Annotated in this window: 17 protein-coding genes; 12 read left to right on the top strand and 5 right to left on the bottom strand. The window is 36.8% G+C overall.

Annotated elements, in window-relative coordinates; all coding sequences use genetic code 11:
• The 3 genes from AB7942_RS10090 to AB7942_RS10080 all read right to left on the bottom strand — a co-directional run.
• The coding region (locus tag AB7942_RS10090) for a hypothetical protein (protein WP_369446742.1) at nt 1-620 on the bottom strand (620 nt) is incomplete at its 3' end.
• Between the two features lie 72 nt (nt 621-692).
• The gene (locus AB7942_RS10085; RefSeq protein WP_369446741.1) at nt 693-1322 is read right to left on the bottom strand and encodes a hypothetical protein; all 630 of its coding nucleotides are present in this window, start codon (nt 1320-1322) and stop codon (nt 693-695) included.
• Between the two features lie 154 nt (nt 1323-1476).
• Complete coding sequence (locus AB7942_RS10080; RefSeq protein WP_369446740.1) at nt 1477-2547, bottom strand: CotH kinase family protein; 1071 nt, start codon at nt 2545-2547, stop codon at nt 1477-1479.
• Between the two features lie 253 nt (nt 2548-2800).
• On the opposite strand from AB7942_RS10080, the gene AB7942_RS10075 reads away from it, so the two are divergent.
• Nucleotides 2801-4255 (top strand): hypothetical protein, encoded by a 1455-nt coding sequence (locus AB7942_RS10075; RefSeq protein ID WP_369446739.1) that lies wholly within the window; start codon nt 2801-2803, stop codon nt 4253-4255.
• 223 nt (nt 4256-4478) lie between these two features.
• Entirely contained in the window at nt 4479-5837 is a 1359-nt protein-coding gene (locus AB7942_RS10070; protein WP_088087742.1) for an arsenic transporter, read from the top strand.
• Nucleotides 5838-5857: 20 nt separating this feature from the next.
• Here AB7942_RS10070 and AB7942_RS10065 read toward each other — a convergent pair whose 3' ends face one another.
• Nucleotides 5858-6463: a VanZ family protein gene (locus AB7942_RS10065; RefSeq protein ID WP_369446738.1), complete on the bottom strand. Its 606-nt coding sequence runs from the start codon at nt 6461-6463 to the stop codon at nt 5858-5860.
• Nucleotides 6464-7801 (bottom strand): D-serine ammonia-lyase, encoded by a 1338-nt coding sequence (locus AB7942_RS10060; RefSeq protein ID WP_483310863.1) that lies wholly within the window; start codon nt 7799-7801, stop codon nt 6464-6466.
• 171 nt (nt 7802-7972) lie between these two features.
• Here AB7942_RS10060 and AB7942_RS10055 point away from each other — a divergent pair, with 171 nt between their 5' ends.
• From AB7942_RS10055 to tuaE, 10 genes are all read left to right on the top strand, one after another.
• A complete protein-coding gene (locus tag AB7942_RS10055) occupies nt 7973-8773 on the top strand; it encodes a hypothetical protein (RefSeq protein WP_088087740.1) in 801 nt (266 codons plus the stop codon).
• A 149-nt stretch (nt 8774-8922) separates the two neighbouring features.
• A complete protein-coding gene (map, locus tag AB7942_RS10050; protein WP_214718766.1) occupies nt 8923-9663 on the top strand; it encodes a type I methionyl aminopeptidase in 741 nt (246 codons plus the stop codon).
• Nucleotides 9664-9758: 95 nt separating this feature from the next.
• Nucleotides 9759-10172 (top strand): MerR family transcriptional regulator, encoded by a 414-nt coding sequence (locus AB7942_RS10045; protein ID WP_098934885.1) that lies wholly within the window; start codon nt 9759-9761, stop codon nt 10170-10172.
• An 89-nt stretch (nt 10173-10261) separates the two neighbouring features.
• The gene (locus AB7942_RS10040) at nt 10262-11572 is read left to right on the top strand and encodes a hemolysin family protein (protein WP_369446736.1); all 1311 of its coding nucleotides are present in this window, start codon (nt 10262-10264) and stop codon (nt 11570-11572) included.
• Between the two features lie 296 nt (nt 11573-11868).
• On the top strand, nt 11869-12528 hold the full coding sequence (locus AB7942_RS10035; protein ID WP_369446735.1) for a sugar transferase: 660 nt from the start codon (nt 11869-11871) through the stop codon (nt 12526-12528).
• Nucleotides 12529-12546: 18 nt separating this feature from the next.
• Complete coding sequence (tuaB, locus tag AB7942_RS10030; RefSeq protein WP_369446734.1) at nt 12547-14007, top strand: teichuronic acid biosynthesis protein TuaB; 1461 nt, start codon at nt 12547-12549, stop codon at nt 14005-14007.
• A complete protein-coding gene (tuaC, locus tag AB7942_RS10025) occupies nt 14007-15200 on the top strand; it encodes a teichuronic acid biosynthesis protein TuaC (RefSeq protein WP_369446733.1) in 1194 nt (397 codons plus the stop codon). Before tuaB ends, tuaC begins: the two co-directional genes overlap by 1 nt.
• Nucleotides 15201-15240: 40 nt before the next feature.
• Nucleotides 15241-16575, top strand: coding sequence for a UDP-glucose 6-dehydrogenase TuaD (gene tuaD, locus AB7942_RS10020; RefSeq protein ID WP_483310862.1), 1335 nt, complete (start codon nt 15241-15243; stop codon nt 16573-16575).
• 11 nt (nt 16576-16586) lie between these two features.
• On the top strand, nt 16587-17531 hold the full coding sequence (locus tag AB7942_RS10015) for an NAD-dependent epimerase/dehydratase family protein (RefSeq protein WP_369446731.1): 945 nt from the start codon (nt 16587-16589) through the stop codon (nt 17529-17531).
• A 24-nt stretch (nt 17532-17555) separates the two neighbouring features.
• Entirely contained in the window at nt 17556-18872 is a 1317-nt protein-coding gene (gene tuaE, locus AB7942_RS10010; RefSeq protein WP_369446946.1) for a teichuronic acid biosynthesis protein TuaE, read from the top strand.
• The last annotated feature ends 6 nt before the right edge of the window (nt 18873-18878 follow it).

Here is an 18878-nt window from a genome sequence, read left to right as displayed (position 1 = left end):
TGATTCTTTGAGCTCTTTTTATCACCGGAAGACGATGAATGATTCTTTGAGCTCTTTTTATCACCGGAAGACGATGAATGATTCTTTGAGCTCTTTTTATCACCGGAAGACGATGATTGATCCTTTGATTCGTTTTTATTATCAGAATCTTTATTACCTTTTTCATTTTCGTTTGATGAAGATGTCTTCACAGCCTCTTCTTTAATAATCCCTTTGAGGATGTTGGACACATGTGTTAATTTAATTAAGATTCGTTCATCACCGTTAATTAAAGTAGCAAAGTCTGTATCAATTTCGCTTAAAACACCGGCAAATCTTTGTTTGTTGATAGTCAATATCGTTATCCAAGTATGTTGAAAGGAATGGAGTAAATCTATTAAACTCTGTGTTTTTTTAAACTTTGCATTTGTTTTCTCAGGTTGAAACTCTCTTGTGTTTTTTGTGATTGCTTGAATTTTATCAATATTATAATAATAAATGTATTTATTATCAGTTTCCAGCACTACATGGTCTGCCTCAACACCGATTAGTTTTCCATTTAATACGTCTTCACCCACATAGAGATTTACACTAAAGCCTTTTAATAAATCCATTGCAGCTGAAAATTTATCTATCCCCATCTTTAATCCTCCTTAAAGAGATAATAGGTCGCTCCTCTAGAAGGAGAAGCGACATTATTTTTATTCGTCATCTTAGTTATCATTGTTCTTTTTGTTGTTATCGTTGTTCTTGTTACTGTTATTCTTATTACTGTTGCTATTGTTACTGTTACTGTTACTTTTACTGTTACTGTTGTTACTGTTATTCTTATTACTGTTGTTCTTGTTATCATCGTCTTTATCGTTGTTCTTGTTGTCGTTGTCATTACCATTAGATTCATTGGAACTTTGTGAATTACCAACTTTCAGTCCGTAGCTTATGTTTCGAATGTGTTTCATCGAGACACGGACAACTTCTTCTTTAACAATCAGGGAAGCAAAATGTTTGTTTACATCGCTTAGTACGCCTTCAAATGATTCAGGACCGCCACGATTAATTTTCACCCATTGAAATCTTATTTTTCTTAAAAGCTTCACAAAGTTTTCGGCCGTATTAATATCAAATTTATTGGGGACCTTCAATCCAAACTTCATATCATCTTTTGAACTTTCTGTGATACTTCTGACATGATTTGTCTTATAATATACGACTCCATCCTTTTCGGTTAAGATGGCAAAGAAGTCTTCAAATACTGCCAGTAATTTTCCACTTCTTGATTCTGGACCACCCCGGTCAACTTTAATTATTTTGCCAACAAATTGTTCCATCAATTCTCTATCCATAAAAGAATTATCCTCCTTTAAATTAAATAAACATTTACACTGCATCTATATGTATCACGGGATGATGTTGTACTAATAAAGGAGCCTTTTTTTACTGTTTTGGGTAAAAATAGGCAAAAAAAAAAGGATATGAATAGATTCATATACCTCTTATCTATACGAATAAAGCTAATTCTTCTTTAAGGTAGGAACTTCTTTTTTTAATAAAATTAAAATAAACCTTTTTTTCTTGTTCTAATGTTGCTGGGTTTGAACTAATAAAGGGATCTAGACTCATGTGTGGTTTTAAATAATTAAATAATTCATTAATAATTGGTTTTTGGACATCCAGAGTGAAGTCGTTTTCCAAAATACTTGAAAGTATTTCTTTATATTGTTTTCTAAAGTGTTTAAAGTGGAAAAGTCTTGCTGAAAGTGTGTTAAATCCCGTTAATGGTACATAATCATAATCAAGTTTTCTGCCATGGAGGTTTCTACCCCATGTCCCATCATAATCCCAAGGAGTAATTTCATATAGTCCGGTTTTACCATTTTTATATAATGCATAATTATGGATAAACCCGTCATAATTTTGGACACAAACAGCTCCAGCGACCCATCTGAAATATTTCTCGACATCCAATACATGTGGGATTTCTTTTTCAAAATCTTGATTGTTTAGGGCATTAATCATCGCGATAAAGTTTTTTAAATCAAGGATATCTTCTTTATCACCATATTTTAATGTGTATCCCTGATCTAAACGTTTTTTTATTTCCTTTTTCTTGGTTATTAACGAGAAATTGGCTCGATTATTGGTTGCATAAATAATTGCGCCATCTGGCAATTTTCTTTTTTCAAGAAGATATTGATCAAAAGATTCAATCTTTAAATAGATGCCCTTACTATATCCATTGATATTCAGCAGAACATGCCGGGAGTGGGGAGATATGACTCCAATTCGATCAAAAAAATCCAGCGATAATTTGTTTCTACTTAATGATACATCTGAAAATTCCGCATTAAGATGAATTTCATGTGCACCATTGACCTTGTAAGGATTTTGAAAAACAATTCGATAAGATTTTTTTTTCTTATCCCTTATTACATTTCCTCGATAGGAAATTTTTATATTAAAACGATCTTCTCCTATCTTTAAAACTGCAGGTACTAATTCATCATTCCAAATGTCTTTATCCAATTTTTTTATCCACTTCGGATTAATTATAATTTCATATTTTAACACTTGAATTCTCCTAAATAACATTTTTTCTAGATATATGCATTCACATGGGTGGGTGTGTGTAGAAAATCATAAATTATAAGTCTAAAAAATATATGATTGTCTATGTCAAATGGATAAAATCATCATAAATTGAAATAGAAAAGAAAAATTTGTTAAGAAAGTGGTGGAATAATGGTACTAAAGCTTGATATTGAACAATTACTTTCACAAGCTAAAGAAAATGGTGTAGTTGGGTTTCTAGATAATAATCCTGTTGGTAAAAAAGGAGGTAACAATAAGTCAAGTTCAGACAGTTCAGGATCTACTGGCAGTGGTAAAAGTGGTAGCAGCAAAAGCAGCAGCAGTAGCTCTGGCAGTGGAAAAAGCGGCAGTGGAAGCTCAGGCAAAAGTGGCAGCGGTAGCTCAGGCAAAAGCGGAAGCGGTAGCTCAGGCAAAAGTGGCAGCGGTAGCTCAGGCAAAAGCGGAAGCGGTAGCTCAGGCAAAAGTGGAAGCGGTAGCTCAGGCAAAAGTGGCAGCGGTAGCTCAGGTAGCGGTAGCAGCGGTAGCTCTGGTAGCAGAAAAAAACCAAAAGGCCCTAAAGGACATAAAGGCCCTAAAGGCCCTAAAGGCCCTAAAGGTAGCAAGGGTAGCAGTGGAAGCGGAAGCAGCGGTAGCTCAGGCAGCTCAGGTAGCTCAGGTAGCTCAGGCAGCAAAGGCAGCAAAGGCAGCGGTAGCTCTGGCAAAAGTGGAAGCGGAAGTTCAGGCAAAAGCGGAAGCGGAAGTTCAGGCAGTGGTAGCTCAGGTAGCGGTAGCTCAGGCAGCTCAGGTAGCGGTAGCTCAGGTAGCTCAGGTAGCTCAGGCAGCTCAGGCTGCTCAAGTAGCTCGGGTAGCTCAGGTAGCTCAGGTAGCTCAGGTAGCTCAGGTAGCTCAGGTAGCTCAGGTAGCTCAGGTAGCTCAGGTAGCTCAGGCAGCTCAGGCAGCTCAGGCAGCTCAGGCAGCTCAGGTAGCTCAGGCAGCTCAGGCAGCTCAGGCAGCTCAGGCAGCAAAGGCAGCTCAGGCAGCAAAGGCAGCTCAGGCAGCAAAGGTAGCTCAGGTAGCTCAGGCAGCTCAGGCAGCTCAGGTAGCTCAGGCAGCTCAGGTAGCTCCGGCAGTCACGGAAGCGGAAAAAAACCAAAAGGTCCAAAAGGTCCAAAAGGTCCAAAAGGTAGCAAGGGAAGCAGCGGAAGTGGCAGCTCAGGCAGCTCAGGCAGCTCAGGCAGCTCAGGTAGCTCAGGCAGCTCAGGCAGCAAAGGCAGCTCAGGCAGCAAAGGCAGCTCAGGCAGCAAAGGTAGCTCAGGCAGCTCAGGCAGCAAAGGCAGCTCAGGCAGCTCAGGCAGCTCAGGCAGCTCAGGCAGCTCAGGCAGCTCAGGCAGCTCAGGCAGCTCAGGCAGCTCGGGCAGCTCAGGCAGCTCAGGCAGCTCAGGCAGCTCAGGCAGCTCAGGCAGTCACGGTAGCACAGGTAGCGGAAGCAGTGGAAGTCACGGTAGCAGTGGCAGCTCAGGCAGCAAAGGAAGCAGTGGAAGTCACGGCAGCAGTGGCAGCTCAGGCAGCAAAGGAAGCAGCGGTAGTAGCGGAAGCCACGGTAGCCATGGTAAAAAAGGTCCAAAAGGTCCAAAAGGAAAAAAACACTAACAGTAGCAACCGATACTTTCAAAAGTATCGGTTTTTTTGTTCATTTCTTGTTACATAAACCTATTAAGATGCATGTGTGGCATTCGTCTATATATAAAAATTTAGGTAAAAATCTAGGAGGATTTTTGAAAATACTTCTAGTTACATGCTGATTTATGAAAAGACGAGACATTCGTTTAGAACAAGCCTTCACATTGGGACGTAATATAAAGCAAAGGACAAGAAGGAAATAAACGGAAAATAATGAAGGAAACTTATGTGAAGGGAGTAAATTAATTTATATGTATCATCAATCGACGGTAATCATTACCATCCTTGCTTTTATTCTAACAATGGTCCTGATCTTTATCCGTCCAAAAAATATGAACGAAGCAATCCCAGCAGCAATAGGCGCCATTATAGTTTTTGTAAGTGGAAGCGTTTCGATTGGGGATTTAGTTGACATAAGCTCAAAGGTTACAGGGGCAGCAATTACCATTATCGCCACAATCGTTATGGCTATCGTACTTGAAAGCTTTGGTTTTTTTAGCTGGACCGCTGCTTTAATGTTAAAAATATCAAAAGGGTCAGGAATTCGCTTATTTTGGAATACCTTGATACTCTGCTTTTTAATGACACTATTTTTTAATAACGATGGAAGTATCTTAATTACTACACCAATTCTGATCTTAATTTTAAATAATTTAAAATTAAAAAACAGGCAAAAGATACCGTTTCTCTTAAGCGGTGCGTTAATCGCGACTGCTTCAAGTGCTCCAATAGGTGTTAGTAACATCGTTAATCTAATAGCCTTGAAAATAATAGGAATGGATTTGTATCTCCAAACGGAAATGATGTTTGTTCCTGGGGTTCTGGGATTACTATTTTTATCCTATCTATTATTCCTAGTTTTTAAGAAAGATATTCCGAAAGAAATCCGCTTCCATTCCTACTCCATTCCACTGCATAAAAACCGTCCATATCATCCCTTACAACAAGGCTCTGAAACTTTATTCAATCAACAAAAGAAACTCATGCTCAATATGCTCATCTTTGTATTCCTTGTACGGATTAGTCTTTTCGTCGCATCCTTTATTGGCATCTCAGTCTCGTTAGTAGCTGTGTGTGGTTCGGTTATCTTACTTATATGGAGATGGATTCACTTAAAGGTAAATCCAAAAGATGTAGTCGGTAAAATTCCGTGGCATATCTTAATATTCGCCTTTAGTATGTATGTCATCATCTATGGTTTACACAATATTGGATTATCGAATCTTCTTATAAGCTATCTAAAACCAATCGTTAATGATAGTCTGATTCATGCTAGTTTAACCATGGGTGTCATAACAGCATTTCTTTCAAATATCTTTAACAACCATCCAGCCTTAATGATTTCAACCTTAGCCTTGACGGATATGGGACTAGAACCCTTATTAACGAAAACCGTTTACTTATCAAACATCATTGGCAGTGATATTGGGTCGCTGATCCTCCCAATCGGAACTCTTGCAACACTACTTTGGATGCATATTTTAAAGACTAATAAGATTAAAATAACTTGGATGGAATATATTAAAGTGACCATTGTTGTCATACCTCTAACCCTAATTTTCACGCTAATTAGCTTGTATTTATGGCTATTACTCGTATTTGCAGCTTGATAATAAATGATAAAAAGGACTCATCTATCGATGGGTCCTTTAGTATTCGGGATATTCACCACTTGTTGAACCAAAGGAAAGAGAACGCAGCCTAGATAAATTCCAAGTAAATTCAAAATCCAATCGTCTATGTCCAAGCTCCCGCGATGGGAAACAAATTGCAATACCTCAATGCATGCAATCATCAATGAAGCAATAAATAATGCCTTCCATTGAGAAAACTGTTTAAACCTAAGGAATAGGCCGTAGGGAAGGAACAAACCAATATTAGCAGCCAGATTATAAAAGGAAATTAACCAGTTCACTTTTCCTGACAAATAAAATGCAACGGTGGAAAAGGGGACAAGATTCATTGAGTGATGGCTTTGCTCGTTTGGGCGGAAAAATAACAAAATCACAAGTGCAACCGTGTAGAGAGTTAACCCTCCCAAAAAGAGTGGGTAGGGAAGATTGATAGTTTCTTTCCGGATAAATAAAACCACCCCTAAAACCAACCAAACAATACAGAACAGGACCACTACTAAAACGATTGGGTGTAAATATGAAACTAGTCGAATAAAAACAGGTGAAAAAAGAATAAATATAACAAAAGAAATAATCGTTGAAATAAATAATGTTTTTCTCAATTATTTTGATCCTTTTTGATAATATTCTGCCATCATTTCTGCAGGAACCATGCTTCCGCCAGTTGCCCAAACGATGTGTGCAGCATTGCTCATTTTATCCAATAAATTATGGTTTCGTAAGTAATCAATTCCCTCTCTAAATAAGAAAACCGGTCCAATCATGCCTGCGAGTGCAGAAGGCTCTAAATGAATTTCTTCAGTATCGACAAGATCCTTGAGCAATTTGTATAATTGTTCGTCGCATAATGTATAACTTCCACTTAAGAAGGGTTCAATTATTTTGCCGACAAATCCCGAGGGTCTACCGACAGCAAGTCCATCTGCATCTGTCACATTATCAATCCCAACATCTTGGACAGATATTTGATCATGTAATCCCGTCATTAATCCGAGTAACATACAAGGAGAATGGGTAGGTTCAGCAAAGAAACAGTGGACGTTATCTTTAAACAATTGCTTCAATCCAAATGCTACACCTCCTGGACCACCGCCAACCCCACATGGCAGGTAAACGAATAAAGGATGATTTTCATCGACTGTGTACTCTGATTGTTCTAACTGCTTCTTTAAGCGGGAAGCGGCCACCGCGTATCCTAGGAATAAATCACTTGAATTTTCATCATCCACGAAATAACAACTAGGATCTGCCTTTGCTTGGATTCGTCCTTGCTCGACAGCTTTGCTGTAATCGGCTTCATATTCAATTACCTGCACATTTTTGCTGCGAAGCAAGTCCTTTTTCCATTGTTTTGCGTCCGCGGACATATGAACTGTTACCTTAAACCCTAATTTAGCACTGATGATACCAATACTTAGCCCTAAATTTCCAGTAGAACCGACGGCAATAGAATAAAGGGAAAAGAAGGATCGGAATTTTTCACTTGCTAGAATCGAATAATCATCTTGGATGGTAAGCAATTGATGTGAAAGAGCCAATTCTTCTGCATGTTTGAGTATTTCATAAATACCACCTCGCGCTTTAATTGATCCAGAGATTGGCAGGTGACTATCACACTTTAGTAATAAATCACCTAAGATAGGCTGTCCGTAATCCTGGGCTAATTTTTGCTGCATAGATGGTATGCTCACTAATGGAGATTCAATGATCCCATTGGCTGCTTTTGTTTCCGGGAAAACCTTAGCGAGATAGGGAGCAAAACGATTTAATCTTTCTTCCGCATCTTTAATCTCCTCTAAAGTCAGCGGAGATTTTTCGATCCCTTGCTGAGAATTTTCAAGGGTAGGATTCACCCAAAATACTTCATCTAATGATTTGAGTTTTTCTAATAATGGGAGTTTTTTGTTATCGAGCCATGTTTGTATTTCTTTGTTAATCATGTTCTTCATTAGGATACCTCTGTCATTTTGGGTTATAATAAAGCTCTTTTTTAGAATATATATATTTTATCACAAGAATATTTTTCTACGTTATTAATTGTATAGTAGTCGCTTGTCTTTAACACTTGTTTTCTTCTTGCATATGATTTAAATAAAAGGCATGTGAGGGACATGTATTTAGTTGGATTTTACTCTCCAAAAGCAAAATCAGGTGTAACTGAATTGTCTTTATCCATTTATAATTGGCTTAAATTAAATACAAATATAGCTGCAGCATTCATTTCTTACGGGACTTTAGAAAAAGAAGAGACTTCAAATGAGCTCATCCACGAATTTTCGAAATTAACTTTAATCGAACAAAAACGAAAAGTGAAGTTAATGAAAAACGAGTATGATATCATTATTTATGATGCATCAAGTCAACTTTCCGAGGGAGTCTTAAAGCTTTTACCGATTGTTGACCGGTTATTTGTTGTGGGTGAAGAACATACTGATTTTGCCGTTAAACTGCAAAAAATTATTCAATTTGATAAAATTTTTGATAAAAGCGTCAAAAATTTTATTACACATTTACGAGGTAGTAAAACGTTTATTATTCGTGAAAATAAGGAAGATCGTGTGATTGGATTTAACTTCTCAAAAAATGAAACAAATACTATTGGTCAGATGGTGTATACAGACTATGTAACACGGTATATAGAAGAGAAATTCATTGAAAAAAATATTAAAATATTTAAGAAGATCTTACGTATACCTAAGAAGGACTTATATAAAGGCTTACATGAATTAGGTATTGATTTTGAAAAAGCACTGCTCTTTCATGAATATGTTTTTCTCCGGGAAGCGTTAGGTCAAGAATACCAAGAAGCACTAGAAAACCTCTTTCCACTTTTAATTAATTCCACTTACAAAGAAATTTTTGAAAAATTTCTAAATGAAATAAATTTTATCAAAAAAGTAAAATTATTATGATGGATAAAAAACAGTGTTACATTGGGTAACTCTGTTTTTTGTTGTTTTAAACTTCATGAAATTAATATGCTTGGATTTTATCTGAGGATAAATGTACAATCTAATAGGTGAACGTTTATTAAGATAAAATAATTTAGGTGGGAAAAAGCATGATTGCAAAGACGGAAGAGGATTTTAATGGATTGAAAGAAATTGGCAGAATCGTTGCCGGGATTCGCGATGAATTAGTGCAACGAGCGGTACCTGGGGTAACTACTAAAGAGCTCGATGATATAGCTGGTCAGTTATTTGAGAAGGAGGGTGCCATTTCTGCTCCAAAGGGGGAGTACGATTTTCCCGGGTTTACGTGTATTAGTGTCAACGAAGAAGTGGCTCATGGAATTCCTAGTGATCGAGTGATTCAAGAAGGAGATCTTGTTAATATAGATGTTTCTGGTTCCAAGAACGGTTATTTTGCAGACACAGGCGTCTCGATTGTCGTTGGAAAAGGTGAGGAAATCTTATCGAAAATTTGCGACGTTGCAAAAGAGGCATTTGAAGCTGGTCTTAAAAAAGCAAAACCAGGTTCCAAAATAAACGGGATGGGTAAAGTCGTTTTCCAAACGGCTAGAAATCATGGATTAACCGTGATTAAAAATCTAACAGGACACGGTATTGGACGAACCATCCATGAAAAACCTGAATATATTTATAATTATAATGAAACCTCTGACAATGGATTGCTTAGAGAAGGCATGGTTATTGCATTTGAACCATTTATCTCCACCCATGATGAAGAAGTATTTCAACTAGAGGACGGCTGGACCTTTGTTACAGAAAAAAGCTTTGTCGCTCAGTACGAACATACACTTATCGTAACTAAAAACGGACCAGTCATATTAACACGATGATAACCATAGATCAAACCGGAACGTTGACTGTACGGTTTGATATATGGTATATTTAATTTAACATTTAACTGGGAAGGGGTGAGTAATTTGGGGAGTTGTATCGAATTGGTGAAATAGCAAAATTAAAGAATATTTCCAAACGGACAATTGATTATTACACCCAAATAGGCTTACTTAACCCTATTCGGACGGATTCTAATTATCGATTGTACAATGAGGAGTGTCTTCAAATTTTAAATATGGTTGAACATTATAAAAATTTGAATATGCCCCTTGAGGAAATAAAGTCTTCCATTGAATTGATTAAGTCAGACAATACAATTGATAAACAAAAAGTAGAAAAACATGTTGAACAGATTGCTAGTATTATGCAGCATCTGAAAGAAGAAATAAATGTCATGGAACCTATTCTTCAAAAATTAAACAACCAGCAAAAAGAATCACTTGTTAATAAATTATCATCAGAAGGCGTTACATTGGCTCAAACATTATTATTATTGTTTAGCTAAGTATTAATTTATTATTTTGATAGAAAATTAATAAACTCGTAAAAAAACAGGAGGTGTATTCCTTACTTATCTTTTAAGTAAGGAGACCATTGATAATTAGTAATCTACTAATAATAGCAATTTTAATTGCATTTACAGCATTTTTTGTAGCATATGAATTTGCTATTGTTAAAATCCGCGGTACACGTATTGATCAGCTCGTTAGCGAAGGGAACAAGAACGCGATCGCGGCAAAAACGATTGTTACTAATCTTGATGAATATTTATCTGCATGTCAATTAGGAATTACCGTTACAGCTTTAGGGCTTGGGTGGTTAGGAGAACCCACGGTGGAACTTATCCTTCATCCGTTGTTAAGTTACTTTAACATGCCAGAATCTATATCAGGTATTACTTCATTTATACTAGCGTTTGCATCAGTAACTTTTATTCACGTAGTTGTTGGGGAGCTTGCACCAAAGACGTTTGCCATACAAAAAGCGGAACAGGTCACTTTGATTTTTGCACGACCAATGATTCTCTTTTATAAAATAATGTATCCATTTATTAAAGCACTAAATGGTTCTGCTCGTTTCATCGTCGGAATTTTTGGACTGAAACCTGCATCAGAACATGAAGTAGCACACTCAGAGGAAGAACTTCAATTAATCATTTCCGAAAGCTATAAGAGCGGGGAGATTAATCAATCTGAATATAAATATGTGAACAATATTTTCGAATTTGATAATCGAAACGCCAATGAAATTATGGTACCGCGCACTGAAATTATTGCTTTTGATATCTCACAATCTTTAAATGAATGTCTTCAAATCGTGACGGAAGAAAATTATACAAGGTATCCGGTCATCGATGGTGAGAAGGATAACATCGTTGGTATGGTAAATATGAAAGAGGTTTTTACCGAATATATTAAAGGCAAAAATGTTGAAACATCGATTCAAGAGTATGTTCGCCCAGTTATCCAGGTTATTGAATCGATCCCAATCCATGATTTGCTCCTGAAAATGCAAAAAGACCGTGTTCATATGGCCATCTTAATGGATGAATATGGCGGTACAGCAGGATTAGTCACTGTCGAAGATATTTTAGAAGAAATTGTTGGTGAAATCCGTGATGAGTTTGATGCGGATGAAGTACCTGAAATTAATAAAATTAGTGAAAATAAAACCATCGTTGAGGGTAAAGTCCTTATTGATGAAATTAATGATTTATTCGGTTTAGACCTTGACGATTCAGATATGGATACCATCGGTGGATGGATCTTATCAGAAAAAATGGATGTCGTCGAAGGCGATAAAGTTAGATATGATGATTATGAATTTAAAGTGCTTGAAATCGATGGCTACCATATTAAATCATTAGAAATTTTAAAAATTGCCAAGCAAGAATCGATTGCTTAAACTAACTCCCTCTTGTCTAGATAAGAGGGAGTTTATTTGTAACCCTATAAGAATCTAAGAAACTGACACAAAAAGGAAAAGTCCAAATCCTTATTGTGTCAGTTTTTTTCATTATATCGTTATATCTGCCTATACTTTGCAAAAATCTTTACAAAGTATTTAGAAACTTAATAAATATTCTAAATATTTTACAAACTCTTTACCAGTACTCAACAGCAACTTCAAGTTTTGTACCTATACTTTACGTATGGATTAGCAAAACACTTTATTAATAAATCTTATGGGGTGGTACATTTGTGAGTACTGAAAAAAGCTACAATATCTACCAAGATTATTTGACGGTCCCAGCCTCAAATCTCACATTATCAAAGAATGTGGAACATTACCTCTATTTAAAAAGAGTGTATGATATTTTTCTTGCAGCCACTGGGTTTCTTATCGCACTGCCAATCGTTGTTATATTTGCTGCCCTCATCGTCCTTGAAACACCAGGGTCACCCTTTTATGTTCAGGAGAGGATGGGGAAGAATGGAAAATGTTTCAAGATGGTAAAGTTACGATCCATGAGGAATGATGCTGAAAAAGAGGGGGCCAAGTGGGCAGTGGTAAATGACCCTCGTATAACAAAAGTTGGGGCTTTTATACGAAAAACGCGCATAGATGAGCTTCCTCAATTGATATCGGTTTTAAAAGGAGATATGTCAATTGTTGGTCCAAGGCCCGAAAGACCTGTCTTTACAGCACAATTTAATAAAGAGATAAAAGGTTTTGAAAATCGTTTGCTTGTTAAACCAGGCCTAACAGGACTTGCCCAGGTTAGTGGGGGTTATGATATTTCTCCAAGAGAAAAACTTAAATATGACTTGTTGTACATACAAAATCTAACATTCTCTCTTGAACTAAAGATTATTTTGAAGACATTTAAAGTCATTTTCACAGGAGATGGAGCACGATAAAAAAGGCAGGGAATGTATATGTCAGACATCAGAAACCAACTACATAAAGGAGTAAAGTGGACTGGAATTTCTACACTTATGATTTCAGCTATTCAAATCATCCAGTTTGCATTACTTGGAAAACTAATGAGTATATCCGAATTTGGGCTAGTAGGAATGATTACAACCATAGTTGTGTTTGCTCAAATAGTGCTAGATTTAGGCTTTGGTTCAGCCGTGATTCAAAAAGAAAAGGTTTCATCTCGTGTGTTGTCAACCCTGTTTTGGCTCAATGTGGGGGTTGGTTTGGGCTTGTTTGTTCTCTTATTTCTATGTAGCCCACTGATTGCGATGTATTTTCAACGAAGTGAATTAAGCGAGCTGATTCGTATATTGGCGCTGATGTTTTTAATCGCTCCAATCGGTCAGCAATGCCAATATTTGTTGCAAAAAGAATTACGTTTTAATTTGCTGGGGGCAATTGAAGTGGGGACTACGTTGATCTCCTTTTTAACATTGGTTATTCTCATGTTTACAATTCGTCCGATTTATGCCTTTGTCATTTCACAAGTTGTCCTGAATTCGTTAAAAGGCATTCTTTATTATATTAGTTATCAAAAGAAATGGCGTCCATCTTTGGTATTTGATATGTCAGAATGCAAAGAATACATGACATTCGGGGCATTCCAATTAGCGTCACGGTTAGTTAATCGAATTGGCTCCAATCTTGATGTTATATTAATTGGCCGATTTATGGGTGCTGAGGCACTTGGTATTTATAATCTTGCCTATCAAATCGTAACCATTCCGGTATTAAAGATCAATCCGATTATTACAAGAGTAGCTTTTCCTGTTTTTTCGAAAAGTCATCAAAATCTAGTTGAATTAACTGATGGATTCTTACACATGACAAGGCTTTTAAGTCTAGTTTCTTTTCCGATCTTGATGGGTTTGACTGCGGTGTCAAATGTTTTAATCCAAACTATTTTTGGACAGAAGTGGCTGGAAGCTGTTCCTGTTTTGCAAATTATGGCAGTCGTAGGCATTCTAAGGGTTTTAATGAATCCAAATGGTTCGGTAATTTTAGCAAAAGGAAAAGCTAATCTTGCATTTTATTGGGATGCCTGCGTTCTCATTTTCTATGGTGTTTCTTTATGGCTAGCGGTCATGACGAATAAATTGGAAATTGTAGCTTGGACCTATGCAGGGGTAAGCCTGGTGAATTTCTTAGTGGGTAGATGGTTCTTAAACTGGTTGATACAGCTGCGTTTTCGACAATACCTGAAAACCATATCTATTCCATTCCTATTATCTTTGCTCATATCAGCAATCGCATTTTGTATGAAAGAAGTTTCTGTCTTTTATTTTTCTCAAACCAGCATTTGGCCACTTATTTTTTCGGTGGGCATAAGTGCGGTCGTCTATATTTTGCTTTTGTATAAGATGTATCCCCATTTTTTCTTGAGGATCGTAAAAAAACAAATAAGAGGGCAATCCTAATGAAGATTTTATGGATTACAAGTGTATATCCTAGTGACGAAAAACCTGGTCTTGGTGTATTTCATGAAACTCAGGTTCAAGCATTGATTCGACAAGGAGTGGAGGTTACAGTGATTTGTCCTGTACCGCGCAATCCCGTTTTGATCAGATACACGCGAAAGAAATATCGAGCTAATCAGGGTATTCCTTTTCAGTATCTCCGAAAAGGAGTGACGGTCTATCGCCCGTCCTATTTAGCTCTTCCTGGCCAACTAAGATGGGCCCAGCCAGATAAACGAATTGCAGCTTCCATATTAAAAACAATGTCGGATTATCAGATCGAGACCGATTTAATTCACGCACATTTTGCCATGCCGTCTGGAGGGGCAACGAGAATTGTTGCTGAACAAAAAAAACTGCCATGGGTACTAACGTTACATGGTAGTGATGTAAATATTTATCCCAATTTTAGTGCTAGTGCAAAAAAAGCATTCAAACAAACTGTACAGGCGGCTAATCAGGTAATAGCAGTGGGTGAAAGTCTTAAAAAGAGGGCAAAAGAGTTAGCAGGGAGGGATAGTATAGTTCTCCCCATCGGGATTGATCTAGCAAAATTTCAACAAACATCCGAAACCAAAACTCAACTAAGAAGACGTCTTAACCTTCCAGAATACAAGAAGATTGTTGTTTTTGTAGGAAGGTTAACAAAAGCCAAAGGTGTTTTTGAACTCGCTCATTCACTTGAATGGCTTTCTAATGATGTAGCCCTTGTGTTTGTTGGAGATGGGCCCGCTAAAGAAAAATTACTTCAGCATTCTGATATTAATAGAAGATTGTACTTAACAGGGCAGGTTGAAAATGAAAGTGTAAAAGATTATTTGTTTGCTAGTGATATATTGGCCCTCCCGTCTTACACAGAAGGGATGCCAACTGTTGTCATTGAAGCATTAGCCTTGAAAACACCAGTGATATGTACAGCAGTAGGAGGTGTTCCGGACTTATTTGGGGAGCATTGTCCGCTTTTAATAAAAAGTAAGTCGGTATCAAGCCTAGTAAATCGTATAAACGATATCCTAAATCGAAATCTATTTACTCCTGAGGTTCAGGATCAACTGTATGAAAATATACAAAAAAACTATCATGCCGATCACAATGGAGCATTGCTAAATGATGTCTATACACGGACGATAGAATCTATTTATGTAACTGAATAGTCTTTTCTTCAAGTAAAAATCATCAGGAGGATTGATAATGATGAAAAAAATTGCTGTCATTGGAACTGGATATGTTGGTCTCGTATCAGGCACATGTTTTGCTGAATCAGGAAACCAAGTTACTTGCTGTGATATTGATCAACTGAAAATAAACGACCTCATACGGGGGATCATGCCTATTTATGAGCCTGGTTTAAAAGAGCTGGTCCACAAAAATGTACGGAAGGGAACGCTAAATTTTAGCGCTAATATAAGTCAAGAGATTCGAGATGCTGAGGTAATTTTTATTGCAGTTGGTACCCCAATGACATCATCAGGCAAAGCGGACTTAACCTATGTAAAACAAGTCGCAAAATCCATTGGTGAAAATTTAAATAATTACAAGGTGATTGTCACAAAAAGTACGGTACCCGTTGGAACTGGAAAATTAATTGAAACTATTGTTCATGAATTCAACAAGGACAAACAACCTTTTGATGTTGTTTCAAATCCTGAATTTTTAAGAGAAGGGACAGCTATTCAGGATACGATGAATATGGAGCGTGCAGTAATTGGGGCCACAAGCGAAAAAGCTTTTCAAATAATTTCGGAAATACATCAACCGTTTACAGCAAATATTGTGAAAGCCTCTTTAGAAACGGCGGAAATAATTAAATATGCTGCCAATGCTTTTTTGGCTACTAAGATTTCATTTATTAATGATATAGCTAATATTTGCGAACGTGTCGGTGCTGACGTAACAAAAGTATCCACTGGAATTGGCTTAGATAGCCGGATTGGTAATAAATTTTTACAGGCAGGCGTTGGATTTGGCGGTTCCTGTTTCCCAAAAGATACCGCTGCACTTCTGCATATTGCCGAGGATTGTGGGTACGATTTTAAATTAATCAAAGCGGTTATTGAAACAAACGAAGGGCAAAGGGTGCAATTAGTGAATAAATTGTTACTTAAATTAGGTTCTTTGAAAGGGAAAACAATAAGTGTTCTTGGATTAGCGTTTAAGCCAGATACAGATGATATTAGGTCTTCTCCAGCAATGGATATTATTCCTTACTTAACAGAGCAGGGTGCGATCGTTAAGGCATATGATCCAATCGCGATAGTAGAAGCAAAAAAACAGATCGGTTACCAGTGCACCTATTCAGAAGATATATATGAAACTATCAATGATTCAGATGCCTGTATGATCTTAACAGACTGGATGGACGTAAAAAAATTGGATTTACCATTAGTCAAACAATTAATGAAGCAGCCTCTGATTGTTGATGGCCGGAATCTCTTTGATTTAGAGATGATGAAAGGTCTTGGATTTACGTACCTTTCGATTGGGAGACCAGCCATTCAATCGGAATCAGTCATATCAAAGGTAATATAGGAGGGTTTTTGATGAGTAAAGTGATTGTCACAGGAGGCGCAGGGTTTATTGGCTCCCATATAGTAGAGGAATTGCTTCGAAAAGGTTTCAAAGTTTCGGTTATTGATAATTTTTCAACTGGTCGAAGAGAAAACATCGAGCATTTACCTATTGAAGTCATTAATTACGACATTACCGATCCAAGTGTAATTGAATTAATTGTTTCCCTTTGTCCAGATTATATTATCCATCAAGCCGCCCAAGTAAGTGTGGCAGAGTCTGTCAGGGACATTCTATTTGATGAAAAAGTAAATATTAGGGGATCTCTTCACATTATTAAAGCTGCGATTAAATCAAAGGTGAAAAGAGTTGTTTTTGCTTCATCCGCAGCTGTATATGGAAACCCTATGGAATTACCTCTGACGATCGCTCACCCAACGCAGCCAGAGTCACCTTATGGTCTTACAAAGTTATCAGTTGAAAATTATTTGAAAATGTCGAGTAAACTGTATCAACTGCCATATAGTATTTTGCGCTACAGCAATGTATATGGTCCAAGACAAGACTCAAAGGGTGAAGGTGGAGTAGTAGCTATTTTTTCAAATCAACTTACTGAGAATAGAGCACCCGTTATATATGGAGATGGAGAGCAAACGAGGGATTTTATTTTTGTTAAAGATGTGGCATCTGCAAATGTAAAGGCGCTTAATGCAAAGGAAAATATTAATGTCCATGTGTCATCAGGATCATGCATTTCCATCAATGAATTGTTTGAAACGATGAAAGAAGCTTCTGGTTCGAATTTATCTCCAATCTATAAACAGGAGCGTTCAGGCGATATACGTCATAGTATTCTTGCCAATGAAGAAACAAAAACAATACTGAATTGGGAGCCCTCTATGACTCTATTCGAAGGATTACAAGAGACTCTCCAGTTCTCAAACAAAGCTTATCAATTGCAGCTAGTAAATAGTTAATGTGAAAAAGGAGAAGGAAGTTTGATGCAAAGTAATCCACTAGTTAAACAGGCAACAAATGTATCAGCTTGCGTTATGTACATTTTTGTCATGACAACTTTCCTGAATCAATCGGTTTTACACATTCATATTGGATTTTTTAGTTTATTTTTGTATCGCTTGCTCCTGATAGCTGCGGTTATTCTCTTTATCTTTCAAGCTTTGAAGGAAAAGAATCTTTCGCAATATTGGAATGAGGTACATGTAAAAGGTGTTCTCTTTTTTCTATTGTTTTGGATGGCCTATGGAGCGGTTTCACTACTATGGGCAAAGTCCATAATAGAAGGCATTAAGTCATTAATTCTTTTGGGTATGGGAATATCGTTTGTTTTTCTGGCAGTTTTTACTTTTAGGAAAATGATCAATTTGGTTCTGTTTTATGGAATTTGGATGTTTATGACAGCCATTTTATTGGTGATTGGATTAATAAATCATTTTGCACACATCCAGCTGCCTACATCAACTTTATACGGAGGCTCTGAGTATAAGTTGTCATATCCAACATCTGTTTTCTTTAATCAAAATGATTTTGCAACGTTTCTTACCATATCATTCTTTTTTTATCTATCTTTAACAAAAAATAGTAAACTAGTATTTTTTAAAACAACAAGTTGTATACTTTCGATTTTATGCGTGTATTTGATCTATTTGACGGAATCACGCGCTAGTTTGCTTGGAGTCATGATCGGCTTAATCGTTTATATGTTTATCCTTCTTCCGAGATTTTTAAAGAAAGTGGCAGCCATTATCGGTTCAACAGTTTTCCTATTTTGTGTAATCGTATTTTTCGGCAAGTGTATCCATATGTTTGAGCGTTTGTTTTACGCTGCAACCTTTTATCCAAGTAATGAACTGCTTCCATCTAATTTAGCGAGATTAAATTTACTGAGAAATACCCTTCACTTTTCATTAGAAACATTTGGATTTGGGGTTGGTGCTGGCAATATCCCATTCTATTTAAAAAACGAGTCCATCTATGCAACAAATCAAGTGGTAGAAGTGCATAATTGGCTGGCTGAAATAATGGGTAATTTTGGAATAATAATTTTGCTTGGTTATGTAACCATGTATGCTTATCTTTTCGTAAGTCTATATAGATTTTATAAAGAATGTACCAACAGGAACCATAAAGGGTTACTTGAAGCGTGTATGATGGGCTCTATTGGATTTCTTGTTTCAAGTATCAGTCCAAGTTCCGTTAGTAACTTATATTTTCATTGGGTATTTCTTGGATTAGTTATTTCTATTGTTTCGGTATTGACAGGTAAGAAGAATCAACTCAATGTGGAAAATTCCTTCTAAGGAGCA

The organism is Neobacillus sp. BF23-41 (assembly GCF_041106275.1).
The sequence above is the reverse complement of the archived record's forward strand: the minus strand, read 5'-3'. Positions and strand labels throughout refer to the sequence as shown.

Excerpts from the sequence above, each read along its gene's own strand:
- AB7942_RS10015 (WP_369446731.1), top strand. The coding sequence starts at position 16,587 with ATGAGTAAAGTGATTGTCACAGGAGGCGCAGGGTTTATTGGCTCCCAT.
- tuaE (WP_369446946.1), top strand. The coding sequence starts at position 17,556 with ATGCAAAGTAATCCACTAGTTAAACAGGCAACAAATGTATCAGCTTGC.
- tuaB (WP_369446734.1), top strand. The coding sequence starts at position 12,547 with ATGTCAGACATCAGAAACCAACTACATAAAGGAGTAAAGTGGACTGGA.
- AB7942_RS10060 (WP_483310863.1), bottom strand. The coding sequence starts at position 7,801 with ATGATTAACAAAGAAATACAAACATGGCTCGATAACAAAAAACTCCCA.
- map (WP_214718766.1), top strand. The coding sequence starts at position 8,923 with ATGATTGCAAAGACGGAAGAGGATTTTAATGGATTGAAAGAAATTGGC.
- AB7942_RS10055 (WP_088087740.1), top strand. The coding sequence starts at position 7,973 with ATGTATTTAGTTGGATTTTACTCTCCAAAAGCAAAATCAGGTGTAACT.
- AB7942_RS10070 (WP_088087742.1), top strand. The coding sequence starts at position 4,479 with ATGTATCATCAATCGACGGTAATCATTACCATCCTTGCTTTTATTCTA.
- AB7942_RS10085 (WP_369446741.1), bottom strand. The coding sequence starts at position 1,322 with ATGGATAGAGAATTGATGGAACAATTTGTTGGCAAAATAATTAAAGTT.
- tuaC (WP_369446733.1), top strand. The coding sequence starts at position 14,007 with ATGAAGATTTTATGGATTACAAGTGTATATCCTAGTGACGAAAAACCT.
- tuaD (WP_483310862.1), top strand. The coding sequence starts at position 15,241 with ATGAAAAAAATTGCTGTCATTGGAACTGGATATGTTGGTCTCGTATCA.